Here is a 23,051-nt window from a genome sequence, read left to right on the forward strand (position 1 = left end):
CGGGGCGCGCCTTTTGGGCGCGAGCCCGGAATGACAACGGTGGGTGTGTCGCGCATGCCAGCCCCGCCACGTGTTTCCTTGACGCGAGCCGCCGTCTCACCCGTTATGCGGGCACGATTCCGCAACCCGGCCAAAAAACTCCGTGGCGCTTCCTCCGCTCGATTCACCGCAATGGAATAGTCCCTGGCGTGCCTTCGGCTGGGGGCTGCGCTCGATCACGCAGACGATCCTCACCATCGTGCTGTTCGTGACCTATCTCGGCATCGGCGCGCTGGCCCATGACACCCATTTCAGCCTGGTCTGGGCGCTCGCCTCGACGCTGTTCGTGTGGGCAGGGCCGGCACAGATCATCCTGATCACCACACTCGGCTCCGGCGCCACCGTCATCCAGTCGGCGATTGCAGTCACCGTCAGCGCCATCAGGCTGTTCCCGATGGTGGTCTCGGTGCTGCCGCTGATGCGCACGCCGACAACGAAACGGCGCGAGCTGGTCTTTGCCGCGCATCTCACCGCGGTGACGCTGTGGGTCGAATGCCACCGCTTCCTGCCGCAGGTGCCGCGTGAGCGGCGCATCGCCTTCGTTCACGGGCTCGGCTGCGGCCTCGTCTCGGTGTGCCTGGTCGCCAACACCGTCGGCTATTTCCTCGCCGCTAATCTAACGCAGACTCTTGGCGCGGCGATCCTGCTGCTGACGCCGCTGTCCTTCCTGTTCTCGACTGCGCGCAACAGCCGCGAGGTCGCCGATGTCGTCGCGCTGGTGCTGGGCATCTTGCTGTATCCGCTGGCCGCGAAGATGAACTCCGGCGTCGATATCCTGGTCAGCGGGGTGGTGGCCGGCACGATCGCCTATGGCGTGCATTGGTGGCGGGAGGTCCGCGCATGAGTTTTGCGCAGGCGATCGGCGACTGGCACGCGCTGGTGGTGCTGTTCGTCGCCGGCGTCGTTCCCAACCAGATCTGGCGCATGCTGGGCCTGTGGTTCGGCGGCGGCATCGACGAAGGCTCCGAGCTGCTGGTCTGGGTGCGGGCGGTCGCAACCGCCATCCTCGCCGGCGTCATCGCCCAGATCGTGGTCGAGCCGCCGGGCGCGCTCGCCAGCGTGCCTGATACCTTGCGCTACGGCGCGGTGGCCGCCGGCCTCGTCGTGTTCCTGCTGACCCGCCGCTCGATCTTTGCGGGCGTGGTGACCGGCGAAGTCTTCATGCTGGCCGGCAAGTGGTGGTTGGGCTAAAACGCTGCCCAACAGCGAGGAATTGGAAATATGGTTCGTAAAAACGAGCTCCGCGAGGGCGAGGTCGCCATCGATTTGCCGCCCGCGCAGGATGCCGGTCTGGTCTTCATTGGCCGCATTCGCACGCCCTGGACTTCGCGGATGGAGACGCCGCGGCAGGGGCGTCAGGACGGCCCGATCTGCCGGCTCGAGATCTTCGAGCCGTTCGTGCCGGCCATCAAGGGCGTCGATTTCTACAGCAATCTCGAAGTGCTTTACTGGCTCGACCAATCGCGCCGCGACATCATCCTGCAAAGCCCGAAGAACAACGAGAAGACCCGCGGCACCTTCTCGCTGCGCTCGCCGGTGCGTCCCAATCCGATCGGCACGTCGATCGTGAAGCTGGTCGGCATCGAGGGCAACGCGATCCTGGTGCGCGGGCTCGACTGTCTCGACAACACGCCGCTGATCGACATCAAGCCCGACCGCTGCGAGTTCACGCCATTGGCGGCGCCCCAGCCGGGGGATTTCGAGACGGAGTAATCTGTCATTCCGGAGCGCGCCGAGGGCGCGAGCCCGGAATTCATCATGCGTCAGAGTCGGTGGTGAAATGGATTCCGGGCTCGCGCCAAGGGGGCGCGCCCCGGAATGACATCAACCCCTCAACGCCGCGATCAGCCTCGCCGCGTGCTCTTCCAATACCTTGGCGTCTTCCTTGCGGCTGGCCGGCGGGAGCATCGCCACGCCGTCATGGCGCGGCATCACGTGCATGTGCAGGTGAAACACCACTTGTCCGCCGGCGGGCTCGTTGAACTGCTGGATGGTGATGCCGTCGGCCTTGAATGCCTTCATTGCGGCTGCGGCGATCTTGTGCGCGCCGCGGGCGACATGGGCATAGTCGTCCGGCTTGATGTCGAGGATGTTGCGGGCGGGGGCCTTCGGGACCACCAGCGTGTGGCCAGGCACGCGCGGCATGATGTCGAGGAACGCGAAGACGTGCTCGTCCTCGTAGACCTTGGAGCAGGGCAGCTCGCCGCGCAGGATCTTCGCGAAGATGTTGTTGGTGTCGTAGGCGGTCATGGCGGCTCCCCGAGAAACTTGCGCTTGGAATTTTGCGCTTACTGTCACCAGCGACGGCAAACCGTCAAGGCGCCTCGTCGGCGCCTTTCCGGAACGGGCCGAGCTCGGCAAGCTCCCGTCCGGCCTCGGCGACATAGGCGCGCTCGCGCTTGAGGTAATCGTCGATGGCGCGGCGCAGGCCGGGATCGGCGATGAAGTGCGCGGAATGGGTGGTGCGCGGCAGGTAGCCGCGCGCGATCTTGTGCTCGCCTTGCGCGCCGGCCTCGACATGGGTGAGGCCGCGTTTGATCGCGAAATCGATCGCCTGATAATAGCAGACTTCGAAATGCAGGAACGGATGATGTTCGACCGCGCCCCAGTTGCGGCCGAACAGCGTGTCCGAGCCGATGAAGTTGATCGCGCCCGCGATCCAGCGATCGTTGCGGCGGACCATCACCAGCAGCACGTCCTCGCTCATGGTCTCGCCGATCAGCGAGAAGAACTCGCGTGTCAGATAGGGCCGGCCCCATTTGCGCGAGCCGGTCTCCATGTAGAATGCGAAGAAGGCGTCCCAGGCGTCCTCGGTGATGTCTTTTCCCGTCAGCCAGTGGATGGTGATTCCGGCGGGCAGCGCATCCCGCCGCTCGCGCTTGATCGACTTGCGGTGGCGCGAGTTCAGCGTCGCCAGGAATTCGTCGAAGCTCGCAAAGCCCTCATTGTGCCAGTGGAACTGCTGGTCGGTACGCTGCAGGAAGCCGTGCTCGGCGAGCAACTTCCACTCGGCCTCCTGTGCGAAGGTGACGTGGACGGAGGAGGCCTTGCTGACGCCGCAGAGCGCTACCAGCCCGCTCGCCAGCGCGTCCATGATGGGCTCGCGATCGACGCCGTCGCGGACCAGCAGCCGCGGGCCTGTGGCAGGGGTGAAGGGAACCGAGACCTGGAGCTTCGGATAGTAGCGCCCGCCAGCGCGCTCATAGGCGTCCGCCCAGCCGCGGTCGAAGACGTATTCGCCTTGGGAGTGCGATTTCAGATAGCAGGGCACGACACCAGCGACGCGGCCGTCGACCTTGGCCACGAGATGCCGCGGTCCCCAGCCGGTGCGGATTGTCGCCGAACGCGATTTCTCAACGGCCGAGAGAAAGGCGTGTGAGACGAATGGGTTAAAGGCAGGTTTTGAGAGGCCGAGGGAATCGCCTGGAAGTCCGGATGAGGTTCCCGTGCCAAGCCCGCTGCATTTGCCGGGGTTGGCACAGGCGTCCCAGTCCTCCGGGGATACCTCGCCAATCGAAGGTACGGCCTCGAGCGTGATTTCGGATGATGCCATCGTTGCCCAAGATCGTGCATTGCAGCAGTGACTTCAAGGGGGCGGGAACACAGCTCTCGTGCCCCGGACGCAGCGCAGCGCCCTTGAGCGACGCGCTGCCGAGCCGCGGCCCAACTCGCTGCGTCACGTGCCGCCTTCTGCGTCCCGGCTCAGCGCAGCAACGCTTGCGCGTTGCAGCGCGTCCGGGACACGGGCGAGGCCTACGGCACGAACCCCTCAAAGATCATCTGGTCGGCATATTGCCCGACCCGCGTCCGCTGCTCCGGGGTGCGGACGGTCCAGCCGAGCAGGGCGCAGCCGAAGAGGTTGCGGGCGATCCAGGGGGCGGGGGCCGGGAGGTCGTCGACCCTGAAGGCGACGAAGTGGGGCTGGGTCTGAAAGCCGTGGCGCAGGTACAGCATGCTGTCGCGCTGCGCCTGGGTCAGCTTCGCCCAATAGTCGTCCTCATAGGTCCGCTGCGCGACGATGCCGCGCGGGCGGGAGGGCAGCAGCTCGCGCAGTGCCAGCACCTGGTCGGGGTCGAAGGACATGCCGACGGCGGGGCCGTCATAGGACGCCAGCACCTCGGCCATCCGCTTCACCAGCTTGCGGTCGCCGCCAAAATGGCTCTTGACCTCGATCACCAGGGGCACGCGGCCGGCGACCAAGGAGCAGAGGTCGGACAGCGACATCATCCGCTCGTCGGTGTCCTTGAATTTGACGGCCTTCAGCTCCGCGGCGGTCTTCGACACGACCTCGCCGGTGGCCTCGGTGAGGCGGCCCAGCGCATGGTCGTGATGCACCATGGCCTCGCCGTCGGCCGAGAGCTGGATGTCGACCTCGATCGAGAAATTGCCCGCGATCGCAGCCTGCACCGCGCCCGGCATGTTCTCGACAATGCCGCGGGAAATGTCGTGCAGGCCGCGATGGGCGAGCGGCCGGGCTGTCAGCCAATCAGGAGCGCGCATTCGCGTCAGGCGACCTCGAACACGCCTTCGACCTCGACCGCCGCGTCTGCCGGCAACGAGGCGACGCCGACGGTGGTGCGGGCATGGCGGCCCTTGTCACCGAAGGCGGCGACCATCAGGTCGGAGGCGCCGTTGAGCACCTTCGGCCCATCCAGGAAATCGGGGGCCGAGTTGATGAAGCCGCCGAGGCGCACCACGCGAACGACCTTGTCGAGGTCGCCGAGCGCCGCCTTGACCTGGGCCAGCAAATTGACCGCGCAGCCGCGGGCCGCCGCCGCGCCGTCCTCGATCGAGACGCCGGCGCCCAGCTTGCCCTTGGCGATCAGCTTGCCGGCGGGGTCGAAGCAGACTTGGCCGGAGACGAACAGCAAATTACCAGTGCGCACGAACGGCACGTAATTGGCCACGGGGGTGGGGGCCTCGTGCAGCTTGATGCCCTGTTCCGCCAGCTTTTGCTCGACCGTGCCCACCATGTTCGACCTCGTTGTCCAGAAATTCCATTCGCCCGGCGCATCCGTGGGAGGCCGGCCGCGCCCTGTTTCGCCCATCGTGCCGCCACATGCAAGCAACCCGCAGGAGGCGCCTTTTGCCGAGGCGAGGCCGCAGGTTCAACGGCAGGGCCGCAACTTTACGTGAAACGGCCTCAGTTGCGACGCAATGGAACGGTCATTAAAATGTCGAATCTGCGCATCCCAAGGACGCGTCCCCAAGGAACAGACATGGTGCACCTTTTCCGGACTTCGCTCGGTGTAATGGCGCTCGCGGCGGCCGGTTTAGGCCTTGGCGATTTAGGCCTTGGCGACGCCGCGCAGGCCGCCAACGGTCCGTTCCTCGCGCACCAGGCGCTTTATGACCTCAGCCTCGTCAAATCGCGCTCCAATTCGGTCAACAGCGCGCGCGGGCGCATCCTCTACAACTTCACCGGAAGCTCGTGCGAGGGCTACACCTCTGAATTCCGCCAGGTGTCCGAGCTCGACAGCGGCGAGGGCAAGGTCACGCTGAGCGACCTCCGTTCCAATTCCTGGGAAGACGCCGCGGGCAAAAGCTATCGCTTCAAGATCGAGACCCGCATGAACGAGGCGGATGCCGGCCGCGTCGACGGTTCGGCCGAGCGCGACGGCGACCACATCAACGTCAAGCTGAAGCTGCCGGCGCCGAAGAGCTTCACGCTCGACGGCAAGATCGTATTCCCGACCGAGCAGATCCAGCGCATCATCGCCGCTGCCAAGGACGGCAAGCCGCTGCTCGAGCTCTCCGTCTATGACGGCTCCGACGACGGCCAGAAGGTCTACAACACGCTGACCGTGATCGGCCAGCCGATCCCCGCCGACCGCGCCGCCGCGCCGGATCCGTCGACCTCCGACGAGCACATGAAATCGCTTAAGCGCTGGCCCGTCACGGTCAGCTATTTCGACCGCGAGGCCCAGCAGAAAGAGGGCGAGCAGACGCCGGTCTATGCGATGGCGTTCGAGCTCTACGAAAACGGCGTCTCGCGCCAGCTCGTGCTCGATTACAACGACTTTGTCATTTCCGGCGCGATGGGCAAGTTCGACGTCAAGGACAGCAAGCCCTGTAATTGAGGGGCAGAACTCTCCGCGCGAGCAGCGCCGTAGGGTGGGCAAAGCGTAGCGTGCCCACCACCTCTCGAGCGAACTGCAAAATGGTGGGCACGGCGCTATGCGCCTTAGCCCACCCTACGAGATCTCCCTTCGTAGCTTTCTCCTCGCAATGACGGGGCTGGCTCTCCGATCCCTCTCCAGCTACGCTCTCTCCCAATCAAAAACCCCAGGGAGGCTAACCCATGCCCAAACTCGATCATCTCCGTCCCAGCGGCCTGCATCACAATCCCGCTTATTCCCACGTCGTCACCGCCACCGGCGCGCGCACCATCTACATTTCGGGACAGGTCTCGACCGATGAGGAGGGGCGGATCGTCGGCGAGGGCGATATCGCCGCGCAGACCACGCAGGTGATGCAAAATCTCGGACACGCGCTGAAAGCAGCCGGCGCGAGCTATTCCAACATCGTGAAGATCACGACCTTCGTCGTGAACTACAAGCCGGAGCTGCGCCCCATCATCGGCAAGGCCCGCTCGGCTTTCTTCGAAGGCATGGAGCCGCCGGCCTCGACCCTGGTCGGCGTCTCCGCGCTCGCCGCGCCGGAATGGCTGATCGAGATCGAGGCGGTGGCGGTCGCGGATTGAGGTTGCGTAGGATGGGTAGAGCGCAAGCGAAACTCATCCTACTTTGCTGCCGACATAGCTTGAAGAACGGCCATCGCCTCGTCGGCCCTGTCGGCGGGCACGAAGAGATGGTCGTGATGGAAGGCGGAGACCGCGTTCACGCTGATGCCGGCTTCGGCGAGACGCGCCGCTATTGCTGCCAAAAAGCCCACCGCATCGAGCGCCGAGTGAACTGTCAGCGTGATCAGGCGCGAGGCATACGCGTAGCGCAATCCCGCCGCCTCGGCTTCTTCTCGCAGAAGCACCAGCGTCGTTCCTTCCTGCTCGCGAAACGTCAGCAGCGGATTGAGTGCCGTGGAAATGGGTTCGTTGAGCGGAACCTCGCAGAACACGAAGGTGCCGTTCAGCATCTCCGGCTTCATGTTGCTCAGCAACGCGTCGAGATCGCGTTCTCCTGTCACGGGCCACCCCCTGAAGCCTTGGCCAACATACCTTTGTATATCTCCTCTAAGCCTTCTCATACGCCGACCTTACGCTGGTACAATTGAGCGACGGCGGGAGATTCTTACAATTTGAGTCCACTCGGGTCACTGCGAGGAAGCTCAAATGAACGTCGTCATTCGAAAGCTCAACGGCTTGTGGCACCTCATCATCGGGTCTTGTCAGATCCGAACCCCGTTCCTGGAGACTCAGGATCGGCAGCTGGTCGTTCAGTATGCCCGCCGCGTCTATCCGGGTGCACGGATCTTCGAACGCGACTGAGTTGAGCAGGACTCGGTCACTCCTGCGCCTTCTCCGGGCCGTCATAGGCGATGCCGCGGATCACGGCGGCGCTGCCGAACTTCTTGCGCAGGCTGTCCACCGCGCGCTCGGCGTGGGCGGCGCGGCGGTCGAGCATGTCGGTGTCGTCGGCGGGCGAGCCCTCGCGCAGCGCGCTGACGCCGGCGCCCATCAGGCGGAAGGCGGTGCCGTCGATCTCCTTGGCCAGCATCTCGCGGCAGATCGAGAAGATCTTTGCGGCGAGCTGGGTCGGGGCCGCGATCGACTGCGAGCGGGTGCGTTGGCGGAAATCTGCGGTTTTCAGCTTCAGCGTGACGGTCGAGCCGCCAAGTTCGCTGCTCTTCAGGCGCGAGGACGTTTTCTCGCACAGCCGCCACAGGATCTTCTCCAGCGTCGCGAAATCGCGGATGTCGGTCTCGAAGGTGGTTTCGCTCGATATCGTCTTGGCGCCCCGGTCAGGCTCCACGCGACGGTCGTCGATGCCGCGCGCGAGCCGCCACAACCGGCGGCCATCGCTCGGAAACTGCCGCATCATCTCGATCTCGTCGGCCTTTTGCAGATCGGCGATGATGCGGAAACCGCGCTGCACCAGTCGCTCTTGCGTGGCAGGTCCGACGCCGAAGATGAAGCCGACGGGTTTCTCGGCCAGCATCACGCGCGCTTCCTCCTGGTCGAGCGCGGCGAAGCCCCGGGGCTTGTCGAGGTCGGAGGCGATCTTGGCCAAAAACTTGTTGCAGGACAGGCCGACCGAGACGGAGATGCCGATGTCGCGCTCGACGTCGCGGGCAAAGCGCGCCAGCACCTTTGCCGGGATCATGCCGTGCACCCGCTCGGTGCCGGAGAGATCGAGGAAGGCCTCGTCGATCGAGAGCGGTTCGACCAGCGGCGTCAGCGCCTGCATGGCCTGGCGCACCTCGCGGCCGACGCGGACATATTTGGCCATGTCCGGCGGGATCACGGTCGCGTGCGGGCAGGCCTCGAGCGCCTTGAACATCGGCATGGCCGAGCGCACGCCGTAGGTGCGGGCGATGTAGCAGGCGGCCGACACCACGCCGCGTTTTCCTCCGCCAATGATGACCGGCTTGTCGGCAATGTCAGGATTGTCGCGCTTCTCGACCGTCGCATAGAAGGCGTCGCAGTCGATATGGGCGATGGTCAGGCCCGCGAGCGCGCGGTGGCGGACGAGGCGAGGGGAACCGCAGGCGGAACAGCGCCGCACGCCCATGTCCAGATCGGCCGAACAATCCCGGCAGAAGCAACGAGGCCCGGCCGGGTCGGGAACGGTCACGGCACGTCGCGCTCCCAGGAGGGGTCGCCGAGCGCGTCGCCGAGGACCTGCCGCGCCGCTGCGACGTTGGTCGGATGCAGTTCCGCGGTCGAGGCAAAGGCCTTCACAGTGGCGTCATCGCGCAGCACGAAATCGAGCACGCTGAGCAGGAAATTGGGGTCCGCGGCGGCATTGCGCAGGGTCTCCGGACCGACCCCTGTCTCGGCCAGAAACAGGCCCAGCCGCTCGGGATCGCTCGCAACGAAAGAGAGCGCCTGAATCGCAACGATTTCAGCGACTTCGCGGGGGTTGTGAACAGGCTTTTTCAAGGGGACGGTTTGCCTTTCCGTTAACTTTCGGTCTCTAATTTGGAATCATCATGCCCGAGTCTCGGCCCTGAGTCTTCCGACCCCAGGCAAGCAACTGGAAACCACATCGTAGAAAGTCGACCCTCGGGTTTAACGAAACTCAAGCGAATCTGAGGCTAGTTTGAATCCAGTTTTCGAAGCGCCGGCGAGCGGCGCCTGAGGCGTTACATGTATGGGTCTGCGGACCAATCAGGAGGGCGGGATGGCTAAGACCGTCCTGATCGTGGAAGACAACGAGCTCAACATGAAGCTCTTCCGCGACCTGTTGGAGGCGCACGGCTACCAGACCTCCGGCACCAGCAACGGCTACGAGGCGCTCGACCTCGTTCGCAAGATGCGGCCCGACCTCGTGCTGATGGATATCCAATTGCCGCAGGTCTCCGGGCTCGAGGTGACGCGCTGGATCAAGGACGATCCGGAGCTGCGCGCCATTCCCGTCGTCGCGGTCACGGCGTTCGCGATGAAGGGCGACGAAGAGCGCATCCGCGAGGGCGGCTGCGAGGCCTATTTGTCCAAGCCGATCTCGGTCGGCAAATTCATTGAGACGGTCCGGCGTTTTATCGGATAGGAAGTGAGTTCACAGTGTCCGCGCGTATCCTGGTCGTCGATGACGTCCCTGCCAACGTCAAGCTGCTCGAGGCCCGCCTCTCTGCCGAATATTTCGACGTGATGACCGCCTCGAACGGCACCGAGGCGCTGGCGATCTGTCAACGCGCCGAATGCGACATCATCCTGCTCGACGTGATGATGCCCGACATCGACGGCTTTGAAGTTTGCCGCCGCCTCAAGACCGATCCGGCCACGCACCACATTCCTGTCGTCATGGTGACGGCGCTCGACAGTCCGTCCGACCGCAACCGGGGGCTGGAAGCGGGCGCCGATGACTTCCTGACCAAACCCGTCTCCGACGTCGTGCTGATCGCGCGGGTGCGCTCGCTGACGCGGCTGAAGATGATGACCGATGAGCTGCGCATGCGCGCCATCACCTCGCTCGAGATCGGCATGCAGGCGCCCGAGCGCAGCGCCGTGGCCGACACCGGCAAGGGCGGCCGCATCCTGCTGGTGGACGACCGTCCGTCCTCCTACGAGCGGCTGGCGACGATCCTCGCCGCCGAGCACACCATCGACGTCGAGCCGAACCCGACGGAGGCGCTGTTCCACGCCGCCGAGGGCAATTACGATTTGCTGATCGTCTCGCTCGACCTCAACAATTTCGACGGCCTCCGCCTGTGCAGCCAGGCGCGCTCGCTGGAGCGCACGCGCCATGTGCCGATCCTTGCGATCGCCGACCCCGAGAACTCGACGCGGCTGCTCCGCGGCCTCGAGATCGGCGTCAACGACTATCTGCTGCGTCCCATCGACAAGATCGAGCTTCTGGCGCGGGCCCGCACCCAGATCCGCCGCCGCCGCTACACCGATCATCTGCGCGACAACGTGCAGAACTCGATCGAGATGGCGATCACGGACGCGCTCACCGGCCTGCACAATCGCCGCTACATGGAGAGCCATCTGGCGACGCTCGCCGAGCAGGCCGCGACCCGCGGCAAGCCGCTGGCGCTGATGATCCTGGACATCGACTTCTTCAAGTCCATCAACGACAATTACGGCCACGACGCCGGCGACGACGTGCTGCGCGAATTCGCCGTGCGCGTGCGCAAGTCGATCCGCGGCATTGATCTGGCCTGCCGCTACGGCGGCGAGGAGTTCGTCATCGTCATGCCGGAGACCGATCTCCACGTCGCCGGCATGGTCGCCGAGCGCCTGCGCCGTTCGATCGCGGGCGAGCCGTTCGCGATCCACAAAGGCGCCAAGCGCATCGAGGTCACGATCTCGATCGGCCTGACCACGCTGGAGCAGAAGGGCGAGGCGGTCGCCGACGTCCTCAAGCGCGCCGACACCGCGCTGTATCGCGCCAAGCACGACGGGCGCAATCGGGTGGTGTCGCAGGCGGCGTGAGGGCCGGCTGCGCAAAATTGCGAAAACAACCCCATGCACAGTAGCCGGCGTGAGCCAAATCAATGGCTTGCGCGACGGCTTCCGCCGATCATGCCGATCCGCGGAACTGGGTCGGCGAGGCGCCGAAGCGGCGACGGAAGGCCTGGTTGAAATACGAGATATCGTTGAAGCCGCAGGCGTAGGCGATCTCGCTCACCTTGAGCCGGCCGTGCTGACGCGAGGTGAGCGCCGCCCTTGCGCTTTGGAGCCGCAACTCCAGCACGCGCTCGGTGAAGCTCTCGCCGGTCTCCTGCAGGAGAACCTGGATGTAGCGGGGCGACAATCCGATCTTTTGCGCAAGGCTGCGCGGCGAGAACGTCGGATTGGTGAAATTCGCTCTGATCTCCGCAAGAATCTCGCGCAGCCGCGCTGAGCGCAAGCCTCGCAGGGTGGCAACCTCGCCGGCATCGCGGCTGGCGCCCAGCGTGAGCGCGAGAAGATCCAGCACGGTGGTGCCGATGTGCCGGTCCAAATCCGGATCGCTGCCGGCGTCGTCTGGATCGAGCACGCTCTCCAGATAGCGCTTGAGATGACGCAGCGCCGGTTGGCCGGGATCGAGTGGCCTTGCCATCAGATCGTCCGCGCGAGGAACGAGCTGCAGCAGACGGTCGCGGGCGATCGTCACCGTCGCCCATTCCCCTGGTGCCTCGACCACCATCTCGGCGGTCGCGCCGTTGGTCCCGAGGAACGCGCCACCGGCTCCGGCCGCCGCATCCCGGCCGAACTGCGACAGTTGCAGCTGTGACGTCCCGCGATTGAGCAACAGGCAAAAATCGTCGTCAGGGCCGCGCGCGATGGCGCTTTTGGACCGGGCAAATCGTTTGAGCGTTCCGTCGAACAACGCAACGCGCACATCGGAAAACTGCGCGAATTGAAATTGAGCGCGAAACACGCAGTCCTCGAAGCGCGAATAGTCGACGCAGCAGGTGAGCGCCTCGAATTGCTCATGCCAATGCCCGAACCGCGCGGCGTCGCCGAGGCCCGCCGGAAGCTGATCCGAGCTGAAAGTGATCCGGTTCATCCTGACATCGCTCGGTTTCGACGGTCTAGGTTGCGGGGCGGCAGGCACGACGAAAATCGCCTTGCCTGTTTAGCGCGGCAACTCCGGTTTGAGGACAAGAAATTCCGGGTCCGGCAGACCAGTGCGCTCCAGCCCAATTTTTGATGCGCTGGAGCGAACTTCTGGCAGCAGAGGCTGCGCCGCAGCGAAACGGCGGCGCCCGCGAACAAGTGATGGCGCCGTGGTCCGGCGCCCGCTGCTATCGCGGCGCGCGTTTGCGTCCCTGCACCGGCTTCCGCGCGCCGCCGCCCACATCCACGCCAGCATTCCGCAGCAGCACCTTCGCCGCCTCCTTCGCCGCACGCGCTATCGCCGGATCGTCCCGCACGAGGTCCTGCGCGATCGAGCCGTCGACCAGCAGCACCAGCTGCGTTGCGAGCGCATCCGCCTCGGTCACACCGAGCTCGTTGAGGCGGTCGCGAAACCAGAGGCGGCGGCTTTCCTTGAAGGCGACCGCGATCTTTTTCACGGCGCGGTCGGCAGGGCCCAGCTCGGCAACCGCGTTCACGAACGGGCAGCCGCGAAAGTCCTTGGCCGCAAACCGGCGCTCCAGCGAATCGAAGGTGCCGAGGATCTGCTCGGCCGGCGGCTTGTCGGAGGGGCGCGCGTGCACGAAGCGGCGCTCGAGGTAGGCCGCGATCAGCGCGTCCTTGGACGGGAAGTGGTTGTAGAGCGTGCGCTTGGAGATGCCGATCTCGGCCGCGATGGTGTCGACGCCGATGGCGCGAATGCCCTGCAGATAGAACAGCTTGTCGGCGGTCTCGAGTATCCGCTCTTTCATCGTCTGTGGGGCGGGCGGGGGAGCCATGCGGGGACGCGCATCCTCTTGGCTTGACAGCTGGCGCCCAACATAGCCTAAGTACACAGGTCTGTGTAACCAAAATCAACCGATATTTCAGACGACGGCATTTGCGCCGTGCCCAAAAGGGAGACGAAAATGCCCCTGCTGCAGGTCCTGCGTCCGACATTGCCCATCCTGATCGGCGCATCGATCATGCTGACGCTGAGCATGGGGCTGCGGCAGAGCCTCGGCATCTTCATGCAGCCGCTGACTCACGACATCCACATTTCGATCTCGGATTTCACGCTGGCGCTGGCGGTGCAGAACCTCGCCTGGGGCTTTCTCCAGCCGCTCGCCGGCGCGATGACGGTGCGCTACGGCTTTCGCCCGATCATGATCGTCGGCGCGCTGATGTACATCGCAGGCCTCATTCTGACGGCGACCGCGAACGGGCTTCCCAGCATCATGATCGGCGCGGGCGTGCTGATCGGCACATCGCTGGCCTGCACCGCGGCCGCGATCGCGATGTCGGTGGCGGCACGCGCTGTTCCTGCGACGGTGCGCTCGACCGTGCTCGGCATCGTCTCCGGCGCGGGTTCGCTCGGCGCGCTGCTGTCGGCGCCGATCGGGCAGATGCTCAATGAGGGGTTTGGCTGGCGCGTCGGGCTTGCCGGCTTCGTCGTCATGTCAGTGCTGATGATTCCGGCCGCGTGGTATGCGGGACGCGTCGACCAGGTCCCGCTGCCTAAGCCGGCCGCCGACGAGATCGACGATGCCACGGCTGCGACCGCGGCGAGGACCGCGTTCGGCAATGCCTCCTTCGTGGTGATGACCTGCGCCTATCTCGTCTGCGGCATGCAGCTGGTCTTCCTCACCACGCATCTGCCGTCATACCTCGCGATCTGCGGCCTCGATCCGATGCTGAGCGCGCAGACGCTCGGCATGATCGGCGGCTTCAACGTGCTCGGCTCGCTGTTCTTCGGCTGGGCCGGCCAGCGCTGGAACAAGCTGGCGCTGCTGGGGGCGATCTACATCCTGCGCTCGCTAGCGCTCGCCTGGTACTTCATGCTGCCGGCAACGCCGTTCTCGACGCTGCTGTTCGGCGCGATCATGGGCTTCTTGTGGATGGGCGTCGGCCCGCTGGTCGCGGGCGCGGTCGCCGAGATGTTCGGCCTGCGCTGGCAGGCGATGATCCAGGGCCTCGCCTTCATGAGCCACCAGATCGGCAGCTTCCTCGGCGCCTATGGCGGTGGGGTGCTCTACGACGCGCTCGGCTCCTACACCATGGCCTGGCGCATCGGCGTCGCGCTGGGTTTAGCCGGCGGCATCGTGCAGGTCGCGTTCGCGCTGCTCCGGCCGTCGCAACCTCCGTCGCCGGTGTTGAAGGCGGCGTAGGCTTCTGGGCTTACACCGTCACCCTGAGGTGCTCGCCTTTCGGCGAGCCTCGAAGGGCGACGGCGCGGCTGCATCTCGACCGTTCATCCTTCGAGGCTTCCCGGCGCGATGCTCTTGCATCGCGCCACTCGCACCTCAGGATGACGGATCGGGATACGTGCTTGCAGCAATCGGCGAGCGGTATGGACTAGCGATGTCCTGGGCGCTTGAGATCGGCGACCTTGAACCTGTTGCCGGCCTGCAGGCTGCTGCAAAACCAGTGGGCTCGGTTTCGAAACTCGCCCAGGAACACCTTCGTCTCGACGCAATTCTCGTAGGATGAATGGGTGATGGTATCTCGGCACGTTGGCGAGAAGGGTCCATAGTTCACATTGCCGCCCGACTCGCTGCATCCGATCCAGGGCTCCTTGCCGTGCCGGAAGCTTGATGCACAGCCACCGTTGCAGCTGCTGGCGACTCTCTCCAGGCTGGCTATCCTCCCCATCACAGAACCCGGTGCATAGGAAGGCGTGCGCGCGGTTGCCGTTCGCGGGGGTGACACAGTCCGACGCGGCGCCGCTGTATTTGCTCCCCGCTCCGACACGTGCGGCCTTGCCACCTGTTTCGGCGCATCGACCGTGACAGGGGGTAGCGTGGCGGCGGGGCCTGTCGGGATTTGCGATGCGGCCGGGGCGCACAGCAGGGCGGTTGACAAGACAGCGATGGTTGAAGGCACGACAAGGCTCGATGACAATCTCATGACCATGTCCTTCCCAAATCCGGACGGAAATTCCGTGCCGGTAAGTGCACGGTAACAGACATTTGAGATTGGGCAACCGAGGGTTGAGGTGATGACCTCTGCCCAAAGATTGGCCGAGTGGTCAAGAGAAAGTGGAGAACGTCAATTCGTTCTCGTGCCACGGACGCAGCGCATCGCTCCCGGCGATGCGAAGCATCGTCCGGTGCAGTGCGCTGCAGAGCCGGGGCCCGCAGCGTCGCGTATCGCGTTCTGCGTCCCGGCTCTGCGCAGCAGCGTTGCACGCTGCAGCGCGTCCGGGACACGCAGTCCAAAATAAAACGGGGCCCGAAAGGGCCCCGCAAAACTCTTCAACGCTTGTCCGCGATCTTACTTGATCTTGGCTTCGCGGAATTCGACGTGCTTGCGCGCGACCGGGTCGTACTTCTTCTTGACCAGCTTGTCGGTCATGGTGCGCGAATTCTTCTTGGCGACGTAGTAGAAGCCGGTGTCGGCCGAGGACACGAGCTTGACCTTGATGGTGACCGCTTTGGCCATGTTCAGAACCTCAGGAATGAAGGGAATCTGGAGCCGGCCAAACGGCCCGCGTTGGCCGGCAACCTAGCCAGAAACCGCCTGATGTCAAGGTTTCAGGCGGCAAAAGCCCCCCAAAACGGCCCGATTACCCCTCGAAGAACCGGTTTTTCGGCCGCGGCAGGCCCAGATTCTCCCTCAAAGTGGGCCCTTCATACTCTTTCCGGAAAATCCCGCGCCGCTGCAGCTCCGGGACGACCTTGTCGACGAAATCGTCGAGGCCGGCGGGCAGGAACGGGAACATGATGTTGAAGCCGTCGGAGCCGCGCCCGACCAGCCATTCCTCCATCTGGTCGGCGATGGTTTTGGCCGTGCCGACGAAGGACAGCCCGCCATAGCCGCCGACGCGCTGGGCGAGCTGGCGCACGGTGAGCTTGTCGCGCCTGGCGAGGTCGACCATGCGCTGCCGGCCGCTCTTGCTGGCGTTGGTCTCGGGGATGTCAGGCAGTTGGCCGTCCGGATCGAAGCCCGAGGCATCGGTGCCGAGGATGACCGAGAGCGAGGCGATGGCGCTGTCGTAATGCACGCGGCTGTCGAGCAGCGTGCGCTTCTCTTTGGCCTCATCGACGCTGTCGCCGACCACCACGAAGGCACCGGGAAGGATCTTCAGATGCTCGGGATCGCGGCCGATCCTCTCCATGCGGCCCTTGATGTCGGCATAGAGCTTTTGTCCGTCGGCGAGGCTGCCGCCGCCGGTGAACACGGCTTCCGCCGTCTCTGCCGCGAGCTGCTTGCCGTCTTCGGAGGCGCCGGCCTGCACGATCACCGGCCAGCCCTGCACGGGGCGGGCGATGTTGAGGGGGCCGCGCACCTTCAGATATTTGCCGTTGTGATCGAGCGTGTGCATTTTCGCGGGATCGAAAAATAGCCCGCTCTCGACATCGCGCACGAAGGCGTCGTCGGCGAACGAGTCCCAGAGGCCCGTGACGACATCGTAGAACTCGCGGGCGCGCTTGTAGCGCTCGGCATGCTCCATGTGGTCGTCGAGCCCGAAATTCAGCGCCGCGTCCGGGTTCGATGTCGTGACGATATTCCAGCCGGCGCGGCCGCCGCTGAGATGGTCGAGCGAGGCGAAGCGCCGCGCGACGTGATAGGGCTCGTCGAAGGTAGTCGAGCCCGTGGCGATCAGGCCGATCCGGTCGGTGACCGCCGAGAGCGCCGACAGCAGCGTGAACGGCTCGAACGAGGTCACGGTGTGGCTGCGCTTGAGCGCATTGACCGGCATGTTCAGCACGGCGAGGTGATCGGCCATGAAGAAGGCGTCGAACCTGCCGGCCTCGAGCTTCTGGATCAGCTGCTTGATGTGCGAGAAGTTGAAATTGGCATCAGGCCAGGCCCCGGGATAGCGCCAGGCGCCGGTGTGGATGCTGATCGGGCGCATGAACGCGCCAAGCTTGAGTTGCCGTTGTGCCATCGCCCGGTGTCCGTTCTTGGTGACGCTCGGGAAGACATAGGCATGCGGCGGAACTCCGCCATTGGGGGAAACGGGAAGATTTTTTCGTTTTTCGATCAAACCTCAGCACGTTCGCGTCATTCCGGGGCGCACCCCATCGCGCGAGCTACGATGCGCAATTGCGCATCTGAGAATCCATCAAGCCGCAGATACCGAGGCGAGAGGGCTACTGCCCCCGGGCGGCCCTTTGATCGAAGGCGCTCAGCACGGCGAGCGTCATCGCGGTGACGCCGGTCTGGATGGTCGGTTTCGGCACCGGGGCGAATTGCGGCGAGTGATTGCCGGGAAGCGGCGGGCCGCTGCCATTGCGCGCGGCGGCGACGCGGTCGGGCTCATAAACGCCGATGTTGAAGAACATCGACGGCACGCCGGCGTTGACATATTCCGAATAGTCTTCGCTGGTCGTGTTCGCCGGGCTGACGTTGAACTTGTCGCCGAAGGCCGCTTTCAGCACCCGCTCGGCCTGGCCGACCACAGCGGCATCGTTTACCACCGCCTTGGTCCCTTCGTCGATGTGGATTTCAGGCGCCGGTGCATCCGCCATCGCCGCCACCGCTTTCGCCGTCCGCTCGATCCCGGCCAGCATCCTCGCGCGCACCTGCGGCTTGAAGCTGCGGATCGTGCCGATCACCCTGGCCTCGTCGGGGATGATGTTGCCGGCGGTGCCGGCGTGGATCGCGCCGATGGTGACAAGGCCGAATTCGGTCGGGTCCTTCTCGCGGCTGATCACGCTCTGGACGTCGACGACGAAGCGCGATGCCATCATCACGGGATCGATCGTCGCCTGCGGGATCGCGCCATGGCCGCCGCGGCCGACGAATCTGATGAACAGACCGTCGACATTCGACGATCCGACCCCGACCCTGTAGGTCACGGAGCCGTAGGCTCCACTGCCGTCGTGCAGGGCAAATCCCGCATCGGGTTTCGGAAAGCGGGTGAACAGGCCATCGGCGATCATCGCCCTCGCGCCCGCGACCTCTTCCTCGGCGGGCTGCGCGATGAACATCAGCGTACCGTGCCACTGGTCCTTGATGCCGACCAGGGTCTTCGCCGTGCCGACCCAGCTCGCCATGTGGATGTCATGGCCGCAGCTATGGGCGACGAATGTCTCGCGGCCCTGCCAGATCTGCTTGTCGCGGCTGGCATAGGGCAGGCCGGTCTTCTCCTCCATGGGCAGCGCATCGAGCTCGGTGCGAACCATGATGGTGGGACCGTCACCGTTCCTGTAGATGGCAACAAGGCCCGTCTTGCCGACGTGCTCGGTGACTTCAAAACCAATCGCACGCATCTCGCCGGCGAGTTTCGCCGCGGTCTTCTCCTCCTGGAAGGCAATCTCGGGATGGGCGTGGATGTCCTTATAGAGCGCGTCGAGCTTCGGGTATTCGCTCTCGAAGGCGGTCTCGATGGTTTGCTTCAATCTGGCGACGTCGAGCTCCGCATGGGCGGGCGGCGAGAGCAGGCTGTACAACGCCACGGAAGCGAGCAGAGGCCTTACGAAGCGCATCATCCGATCCTCCGGTTGTTTTAAGCGCTCTTTCCTTCACCTAGCACATCTCGTCGCATCTTTCCGCCATAGAAATGGAAGAACGGCACCGGCGCATCGCGGCGGAGCGGGCTGTCGCGTTGAGCAGGTTGCGCGTCATCGGATGCAGATCGGCGAGCGCTTTTGAGCCGAGCTCGACCCAGAGCGGCTTGTCCAGCCCCGCATCGAGGCGTCTCTTCGAACCAATCCGCTGCTCGCGCCGACCAAGCCATGACCCCGCGAGGAGACCCTTCATGGCCGGCGCAATGACCGTGGACGGCGGCATCGTCTGCATCGACCGGCCCATGCCATGGGTCGGCCGGCTGTTGTCGCTGCCGCTGCTGGCGGCGAGTGGCTATCTGCTGTGGAACGTTGCGCTCGGACTGCGCCAGGACTTTTTCGGTTTTGGAAGGCTCGCCGACGATCTCGTGCCGGTGCTGGTGTTCACGGGGTTCGGGCTGCTCGTCGGCATCCCCGGCATCATCCTGCTGACGTTCCGCTACTTCGTCGTGCTCAACGAGACGCTGCGCCAGATCGAGATCACCAGGCAGTTCGGCCCGCTGAACATTCGCTCGTCGCGCAATCTCGCCGACTATCACTTCATCAGCGTCATCGACGACTACGACACGGATCTGACGACGTACGACGTCAATCTCTGCGGCAACAAGGGCATCGAGCCGATCACGCTTCAGAGCTTCACGCGTCGTGAGGAGGCGGATCAGCTCGCAAGCGAGATCGGCCGCGTCCTCAAGCTGCCGGCGCGCGATTATGTCGGCACCGAGCCGGACGCGGACTGACTAGCCCAAAATATCCTTCTGCATCTTGCCGCCGTAAAAATGGAAGAACGGCACTGGCGCATCGTGGCGCAGCGGGCCGGTGGCAAGGCGGGTATGGAGCTCGTTGAGCACGTTGCGCGTCATCGGATGCAAATCGGCCAGCGGCTTGGAGCCGAGCTCGACCCAGACCAGCTCGACCAGTTCGGCATCGGCATGGATCACGCCGTCGACGCGGTGGGCGATCGCGGAGGCGTCCGCCGTGAAGAAGCGCGTGTCGAACCGCTTGACGCGGCCGGGCGGTGTGATCGCGCGCGCGATCAGGAACAGGCTGGAGGGATCGGGCAGCAGGCCCGCATCGGCGAACGGCTTCCAGGGGCCGTCGAGCTTTGTCACTTTGCCCTCGGCCGTGCGCCCGAGGCAGAGGCCGGTTTCTTCGCAGGCCTCGCGGATCGCGGCGATGGCGAGCGACTTCGCGCGCGAGGCCGGCGTCTTCGGGCTGCCCTTGGCGAGATTGGCCTCCAACTCGGCCGTGATGGGCGCGGCACAGGGCACGCGATAGTCGGCCTTGTCGACGCGCCCGCCGGGGAAGACGAACTTGCCGGGCATGAACACCACCTTGTCGTGGCGCTTGCCGACCAGCACTTTCGGAATGGCGCCGCTGCGGTCGACCAGGATCAGCGTCGCCGCGTCCCTCGGGCGGAAATAGGGATGGTGATCGGCTTCCTTCTCCTCGTGGACCTTGGCCTTCTCCGCGACTTGCGCAATATCCGTCATGTCCTCACCCAAACGCTTTTTGCTTCTTGCTTACACAGGCGGAATACCATCCGGAGGGTTGTCGTCAAACCCGTGCATGCGCAGAGCCCATTGCAAGCCGACCACAGCTCCCTTGACCGGCTGCAGCAGCGCGAGCGAGGCGACGAAGGTGAAGGGCAGATAGGCCGCGAAGCTGAGCCAGACCGGCGTCGTGTAATTGGTCTCGATCCAGAGGATCGTGGGCACCACGATGTGACCGACGATGACGATGACGAGATAGGCGGGCAGATCGTCGGCGCGGTGCGGCGTGAAATCGAGGCCGCATTCGACGCAATCGTCTGCGGTCTTCAGGAAGGCGCGGAACAGCTTGCCCTCGCCACAGCGCGGGCAGCGGCCGCGAAAGCCGCGCTTCATCGCCGTCCAGAGATCGCGCTTCTCGACGAGACCCGTCTCGCGCGTCCAGATTTTTGGGGCCGTGCTCATCGTCACCATGCTTTGCCCTTTTTACCGCCGCCTTTGCCCTTGTTCTTTCCCTTATTCTTTCCCTGGCCCTTCTTCGGCTTGCCGGATTTTGGCTTCGGCGGCTTGCGTTTTCTATCCGGGCTGCGTCCGGGATGTGCCTTGAAGGAGGGGCGGCGCTGCGGACCGGATGGTCTGCGTTCGCGCGGCGCGGTCTCACTGGAGGACGACAGCAGCTCGAAGCGCAGCGCGCCCGCGATCGGCGCTGCCTCGATCAGGCGGACGTCGACCACGTCCCCCAGCTGATACATGGTGCGGCTGCGCGTGCCAACGAGGGCGTGTCGGCCCTCGTCATAGTTGAAATATTCCGTGCCGAGGGATCGGATCGGGATCAGGCCGTCGGCGCCAGTTTCAGCCAGTTTGACAAAGAGCCCGGCGCGGGTGACGCCGGAGACGCGGCCCTGGAAGCTGGCGCCGATGCGATCAGCCAGGTGATGAGCAATGAGCCGGTCGACGGTCTCGCGCTCCGCCTTCATCGCGCGCCGCTCGGTCACCGATATGTGGGCCGCGACCTCGCTTAAGGTTTCCGGCGTCTCGCTGTCGGGCAGCGCGCCTTCGCCGAGACCGAGCGCGCGGACCAGCGCGCGATGTACCACGAGATCGGCATAGCGGCGGATCGGCGAGGTGAAATGCGCGTAGCGGCGCAAATTCAGGCCGAAGTGCCCGTAGTTCTCGGAAGAGTATTCGGCCTGCGCCTGGGCACGCAGCACGACCTCGCTGACCAGCGGATAGTAATCATGGCCTTCGAGCTGGGCCAGCACGCGGTTGAACGTGGTGGGACGCAGCGCGCCTGATTTGGCGAAGGGAACGTCGAGCGTCTCCAGGAATTCCGCGAGCGCGTGGACCTTCTCCAAGGTCGGCTCGTCATGCACGCGGTAGATCAGCGGGAGCGACTTCTTCTCCAGCATCTCGGCCGCCGCGACGTTGGCGAGGATCATGAACTCTTCGATCAGCTTGTGCGCGTCGAGACGTTCCGGCACCACGACGCGGTCGACCGTGCCGTCGCTCTTCAGGAGGATCTTGCGCTCGGGCAGGTCGAGATTGAGCGGATCGCGCTCGTCGCGCGCGCGCTTGGCGCAGGCATAGGCGGCGTAGAGCGGTTTCAAGATCGGATCGAGCAGGGGACCGGTGGTGTCATCCGGCCGTCCGTCGATCGCGGCTTGCGCCTGCGCGTAGCTCAGCTTGGCGGCCGAGCGCATCAGGATGCGGTGGAAGCTGTGCGAGCGCTTGCGGCCGTCTGGGCCGAGCACCATGCGCACCGCGAGCGCGCCGCGCGGCTCGCCCGGCACCAGCGAGCAGAGATCGTTGGAGATGCGCTCGGGCAGCATCGGCACGACGCGGTCGGGGAAATAGACCGAGTTGCCGCGATCGAGCGCGTCGCGGTCGAGCGCGCTGCCCGGGCGTACGTAGAAGCTGACGTCGGCGATGGCGACGTTGACGATGAAGCCGCCCTTGTTGTTGGGATCGGGATCGGCCTCAGCATGCACCGCGTCGTCATGATCCTTGGCGTCGGGGGGATCGATGGTGAGAAGCGGCACGTCGCGCCAATCCTCGCGGCCCTTCAAATTGGCCGGCTCCGCCGCTTCCGCATCGCGCATCGCGGCGGGAGAGAATTGCAGCGGGATGTCGTGGGCGTATATCGCGATCAGGCTGATCGCCTTCTCCGACTTGACCGAGCCGAGCTTCTCTTTCACGCGGCCGGACGCCAGTCCAAAGCTGCGCGTGCGGACGATGTCGACGCTGACGAGATCGCCGTCCTGCGCGCCGTGTGTGTCGGCCGGGGCGATGTTCAGCTCGCGGTCGGCGGCCTTCTTGTCGACGGGGACGAGCCGTCCGCCGCCTTCGGGAAGCGCGCGGAACACGCCGAGGATGCGGCTCTTGGCCTTGTCGAAGACCTTGATGATATGGCCGCGATAGGCCGGGCCTTCGGTCTCGTCCGTGCGCTCGACGCGCAGCAGCACGCGGTCGCGGACACCGGCGACGGTGCCCGGCTTTGGCCGGCGCGGCATCTGGATGCGGATTTTGGGGGGCTCGCCGCTTTCGACCTCGTCCCATTCGGTGGGGGAGGCGATCAATTCGCCGTCCTGGTCGCGGCCGGTAATATCGGCGACCAGCGTCGGCGGCAGCGCGTCCGGCTCGGACACCTTGTGGCGCTTCTTCTTGATGGTTCCGTCGTCGGCGAGCTCGCGCAATATGCGCTTGAGCTCAACGCGATCGGCGTTCTTCAGGCCGAACTCGCGCGCAATTTCGCGGGTGCCGACGTTTCCTTGATTTGCCTTGATGAAGGCGACGATGGCTTGCCTGTCGGGAAAGCCACGGTCATTCTTGCGTTTCACTTAACCTCTAATTCTT

25 protein-coding genes and 1 pseudogene are annotated in these 23,051 nt (G+C 64.9%); 10 read left to right on the forward strand and 16 right to left on the reverse strand.

Annotated features, from left to right (window positions below):
* Positions 1–142 precede the first annotated feature (142 nt).
* Genes RAD10_RS32215 through tsaA form a run of 3 tightly spaced genes read left to right on the forward strand, consistent with a single transcriptional unit; the run spans position 143 to position 1,752 of the window.
* The gene (locus RAD10_RS32215) at positions 143–883 is read left to right on the forward strand and encodes an AzlC family ABC transporter permease (RefSeq protein WP_461620569.1); all 741 of its coding nucleotides are present in this window, start codon (positions 143–145) and stop codon (positions 881–883) included.
* Complete coding sequence (locus RAD10_RS32220; protein WP_461620570.1) at positions 880–1,230, forward strand: AzlD domain-containing protein; 351 nt, start codon at positions 880–882, stop codon at positions 1,228–1,230. Before RAD10_RS32215 ends, RAD10_RS32220 begins: the two co-directional genes overlap by 4 nt.
* A 30-nt stretch (positions 1,231–1,260) precedes the next feature.
* Positions 1,261–1,752 carry a tRNA (N6-threonylcarbamoyladenosine(37)-N6)-methyltransferase TrmO gene (gene tsaA / locus RAD10_RS32225; protein ID WP_091957000.1) on the forward strand — a complete coding sequence of 164 codons (492 nt, stop codon included), beginning with the start codon at positions 1,261–1,263 and terminating at the stop codon, positions 1,750–1,752.
* 111 nt (positions 1,753–1,863) lie between these two features.
* Here tsaA and RAD10_RS32230 read toward each other — a convergent pair whose 3' ends face one another.
* The 4 genes from RAD10_RS32230 to RAD10_RS32245 form a co-directional block, all read right to left on the reverse strand.
* Positions 1,864–2,289: an HIT domain-containing protein gene (locus RAD10_RS32230; protein ID WP_461620571.1), complete on the reverse strand. Its 426-nt coding sequence runs from the start codon at positions 2,287–2,289 to the stop codon at positions 1,864–1,866.
* A 64-nt stretch (positions 2,290–2,353) separates the two neighbouring features.
* Positions 2,354–3,592, reverse strand: a complete 1,239-nt coding sequence (locus tag RAD10_RS32235) for a GNAT family N-acetyltransferase (RefSeq protein ID WP_461620572.1) — start codon at positions 3,590–3,592, stop codon at positions 2,354–2,356.
* Positions 3,593–3,792: 200 nt separating this feature from the next.
* Complete coding sequence (locus tag RAD10_RS32240; protein WP_461620573.1) at positions 3,793–4,539, reverse strand: glycerophosphodiester phosphodiesterase; 747 nt, start codon at positions 4,537–4,539, stop codon at positions 3,793–3,795.
* Between the two features lie 5 nt (positions 4,540–4,544).
* Positions 4,545–5,012, reverse strand: coding sequence for a RidA family protein (locus tag RAD10_RS32245; protein WP_461620574.1), 468 nt, complete (start codon positions 5,010–5,012; stop codon positions 4,545–4,547).
* 246 nt (positions 5,013–5,258) lie between these two features.
* Here RAD10_RS32245 and RAD10_RS32250 point away from each other — a divergent pair, with 246 nt between their 5' ends.
* Positions 5,259–6,119, forward strand: coding sequence for a cell envelope integrity EipB family protein (locus RAD10_RS32250; RefSeq protein ID WP_461620575.1), 861 nt, complete (start codon positions 5,259–5,261; stop codon positions 6,117–6,119).
* Positions 6,120–6,340: 221 nt separating this feature from the next.
* On the forward strand, positions 6,341–6,742 hold the full coding sequence (locus RAD10_RS32255) for a RidA family protein (RefSeq protein WP_179738631.1): 402 nt from the start codon (positions 6,341–6,343) through the stop codon (positions 6,740–6,742).
* A gap of 38 nt (positions 6,743–6,780) precedes the next feature.
* Here RAD10_RS32255 and RAD10_RS32260 read toward each other — a convergent pair whose 3' ends face one another.
* Positions 6,781–7,182, reverse strand: coding sequence for an ACT domain-containing protein (locus RAD10_RS32260; RefSeq protein WP_461620576.1), 402 nt, complete (start codon positions 7,180–7,182; stop codon positions 6,781–6,783).
* Positions 7,183–7,327: 145 nt separating this feature from the next.
* Between RAD10_RS32260 and RAD10_RS32265 the strand changes: the two genes are divergently transcribed.
* Positions 7,328–7,483: a hypothetical protein gene (locus RAD10_RS32265; protein WP_201760246.1), complete on the forward strand. Its 156-nt coding sequence runs from the start codon at positions 7,328–7,330 to the stop codon at positions 7,481–7,483.
* A 16-nt stretch (positions 7,484–7,499) separates the two neighbouring features.
* Here the strand turns inward: RAD10_RS32265 and RAD10_RS32270 are convergent, their stop codons facing one another.
* Together RAD10_RS32270 and RAD10_RS32275 are read right to left on the reverse strand one after the other, a co-directional pair.
* The gene (locus tag RAD10_RS32270; RefSeq protein ID WP_461620577.1) at positions 7,500–8,789 is read right to left on the reverse strand and encodes a DNA polymerase IV; all 1,290 of its coding nucleotides are present in this window, start codon (positions 8,787–8,789) and stop codon (positions 7,500–7,502) included.
* Positions 8,786–9,097, reverse strand: coding sequence for a DUF3572 domain-containing protein (locus tag RAD10_RS32275; protein WP_018321125.1), 312 nt, complete (start codon positions 9,095–9,097; stop codon positions 8,786–8,788). Before RAD10_RS32275 ends, RAD10_RS32270 begins: the two co-directional genes overlap by 4 nt.
* Before the next feature lie 241 nt (positions 9,098–9,338).
* Here RAD10_RS32275 and RAD10_RS32280 point away from each other — a divergent pair, with 241 nt between their 5' ends.
* Together RAD10_RS32280 and RAD10_RS32285 are read left to right on the forward strand one after the other, a co-directional pair.
* Positions 9,339–9,704: a response regulator gene (locus RAD10_RS32280; RefSeq protein ID WP_008566616.1), complete on the forward strand. Its 366-nt coding sequence runs from the start codon at positions 9,339–9,341 to the stop codon at positions 9,702–9,704.
* Between the two features lie 14 nt (positions 9,705–9,718).
* Positions 9,719–11,092: a PleD family two-component system response regulator gene (locus tag RAD10_RS32285; RefSeq protein WP_028143954.1), complete on the forward strand. Its 1,374-nt coding sequence runs from the start codon at positions 9,719–9,721 to the stop codon at positions 11,090–11,092.
* Between the two features lie 88 nt (positions 11,093–11,180).
* Here the strand turns inward: RAD10_RS32285 and RAD10_RS32290 are convergent, their stop codons facing one another.
* Together RAD10_RS32290 and RAD10_RS32295 are read right to left on the reverse strand one after the other, a co-directional pair.
* Positions 11,181–12,152 (reverse strand): AraC family transcriptional regulator, encoded by a 972-nt coding sequence (locus RAD10_RS32290; protein ID WP_461620578.1) that lies wholly within the window; start codon positions 12,150–12,152, stop codon positions 11,181–11,183.
* A gap of 238 nt (positions 12,153–12,390) precedes the next feature.
* Entirely contained in the window at positions 12,391–12,999 is a 609-nt protein-coding gene (locus tag RAD10_RS32295; RefSeq protein ID WP_461620579.1) for a TetR/AcrR family transcriptional regulator, read from the reverse strand.
* 129 nt (positions 13,000–13,128) lie between these two features.
* Here RAD10_RS32295 and RAD10_RS32300 point away from each other — a divergent pair, with 129 nt between their 5' ends.
* Complete coding sequence (locus tag RAD10_RS32300; protein WP_461620580.1) at positions 13,129–14,367, forward strand: MFS transporter; 1,239 nt, start codon at positions 13,129–13,131, stop codon at positions 14,365–14,367.
* A gap of 1,105 nt (positions 14,368–15,472) precedes the next feature.
* Here RAD10_RS32300 and rpmG read toward each other — a convergent pair.
* The 4 genes and pseudogenes from rpmG to RAD10_RS32320 form a co-directional block, all read right to left on the reverse strand.
* Positions 15,473–15,640 (reverse strand): 50S ribosomal protein L33, encoded by a 168-nt coding sequence (gene rpmG, locus RAD10_RS32305; protein WP_007603295.1) that lies wholly within the window; start codon positions 15,638–15,640, stop codon positions 15,473–15,475.
* A gap of 124 nt (positions 15,641–15,764) precedes the next feature.
* Positions 15,765–17,090, reverse strand: coding sequence for an LLM class flavin-dependent oxidoreductase (locus RAD10_RS32310; RefSeq protein ID WP_461620581.1), 1,326 nt, complete (start codon positions 17,088–17,090; stop codon positions 15,765–15,767).
* Between the two features lie 205 nt (positions 17,091–17,295).
* A complete protein-coding gene (locus RAD10_RS32315; RefSeq protein ID WP_461620582.1) occupies positions 17,296–18,636 on the reverse strand; it encodes an amidohydrolase in 1,341 nt (446 codons plus the stop codon).
* 17 nt (positions 18,637–18,653) lie between these two features.
* A pseudogene (locus tag RAD10_RS32320) lies at positions 18,654–18,838 on the reverse strand (NUDIX hydrolase); the annotation flags it as partial.
* Positions 18,839–18,905: 67 nt separating this feature from the next.
* On the opposite strand from RAD10_RS32320, the gene RAD10_RS32325 reads away from it, so the two are divergent.
* A complete protein-coding gene (locus RAD10_RS32325) occupies positions 18,906–19,448 on the forward strand; it encodes a hypothetical protein (protein WP_461620583.1) in 543 nt (180 codons plus the stop codon).
* On the opposite strand, the gene RAD10_RS32330 is transcribed toward RAD10_RS32325, so the two are convergent.
* Genes RAD10_RS32330 through rnr form a run of 3 tightly spaced genes read right to left on the reverse strand, consistent with a single transcriptional unit; the run spans position 19,449 to position 23,035 of the window.
* Positions 19,449–20,201: an NUDIX hydrolase gene (locus RAD10_RS32330; protein WP_461620584.1), complete on the reverse strand. Its 753-nt coding sequence runs from the start codon at positions 20,199–20,201 to the stop codon at positions 19,449–19,451.
* Between the two features lie 30 nt (positions 20,202–20,231).
* Positions 20,232–20,672, reverse strand: a complete 441-nt coding sequence (locus RAD10_RS32335) for a DUF983 domain-containing protein (protein ID WP_461620585.1) — start codon at positions 20,670–20,672, stop codon at positions 20,232–20,234.
* A complete protein-coding gene (rnr, locus tag RAD10_RS32340) occupies positions 20,666–23,035 on the reverse strand; it encodes a ribonuclease R (RefSeq protein ID WP_461620586.1) in 2,370 nt (789 codons plus the stop codon). The genes RAD10_RS32335 and rnr overlap by 7 nt, the downstream gene beginning before the upstream one ends.
* Positions 23,036–23,051 lie beyond the last annotated feature (16 nt).

The sequence above is a fragment of the Bradyrhizobium sp. 23AC genome (assembly GCF_054863025.1).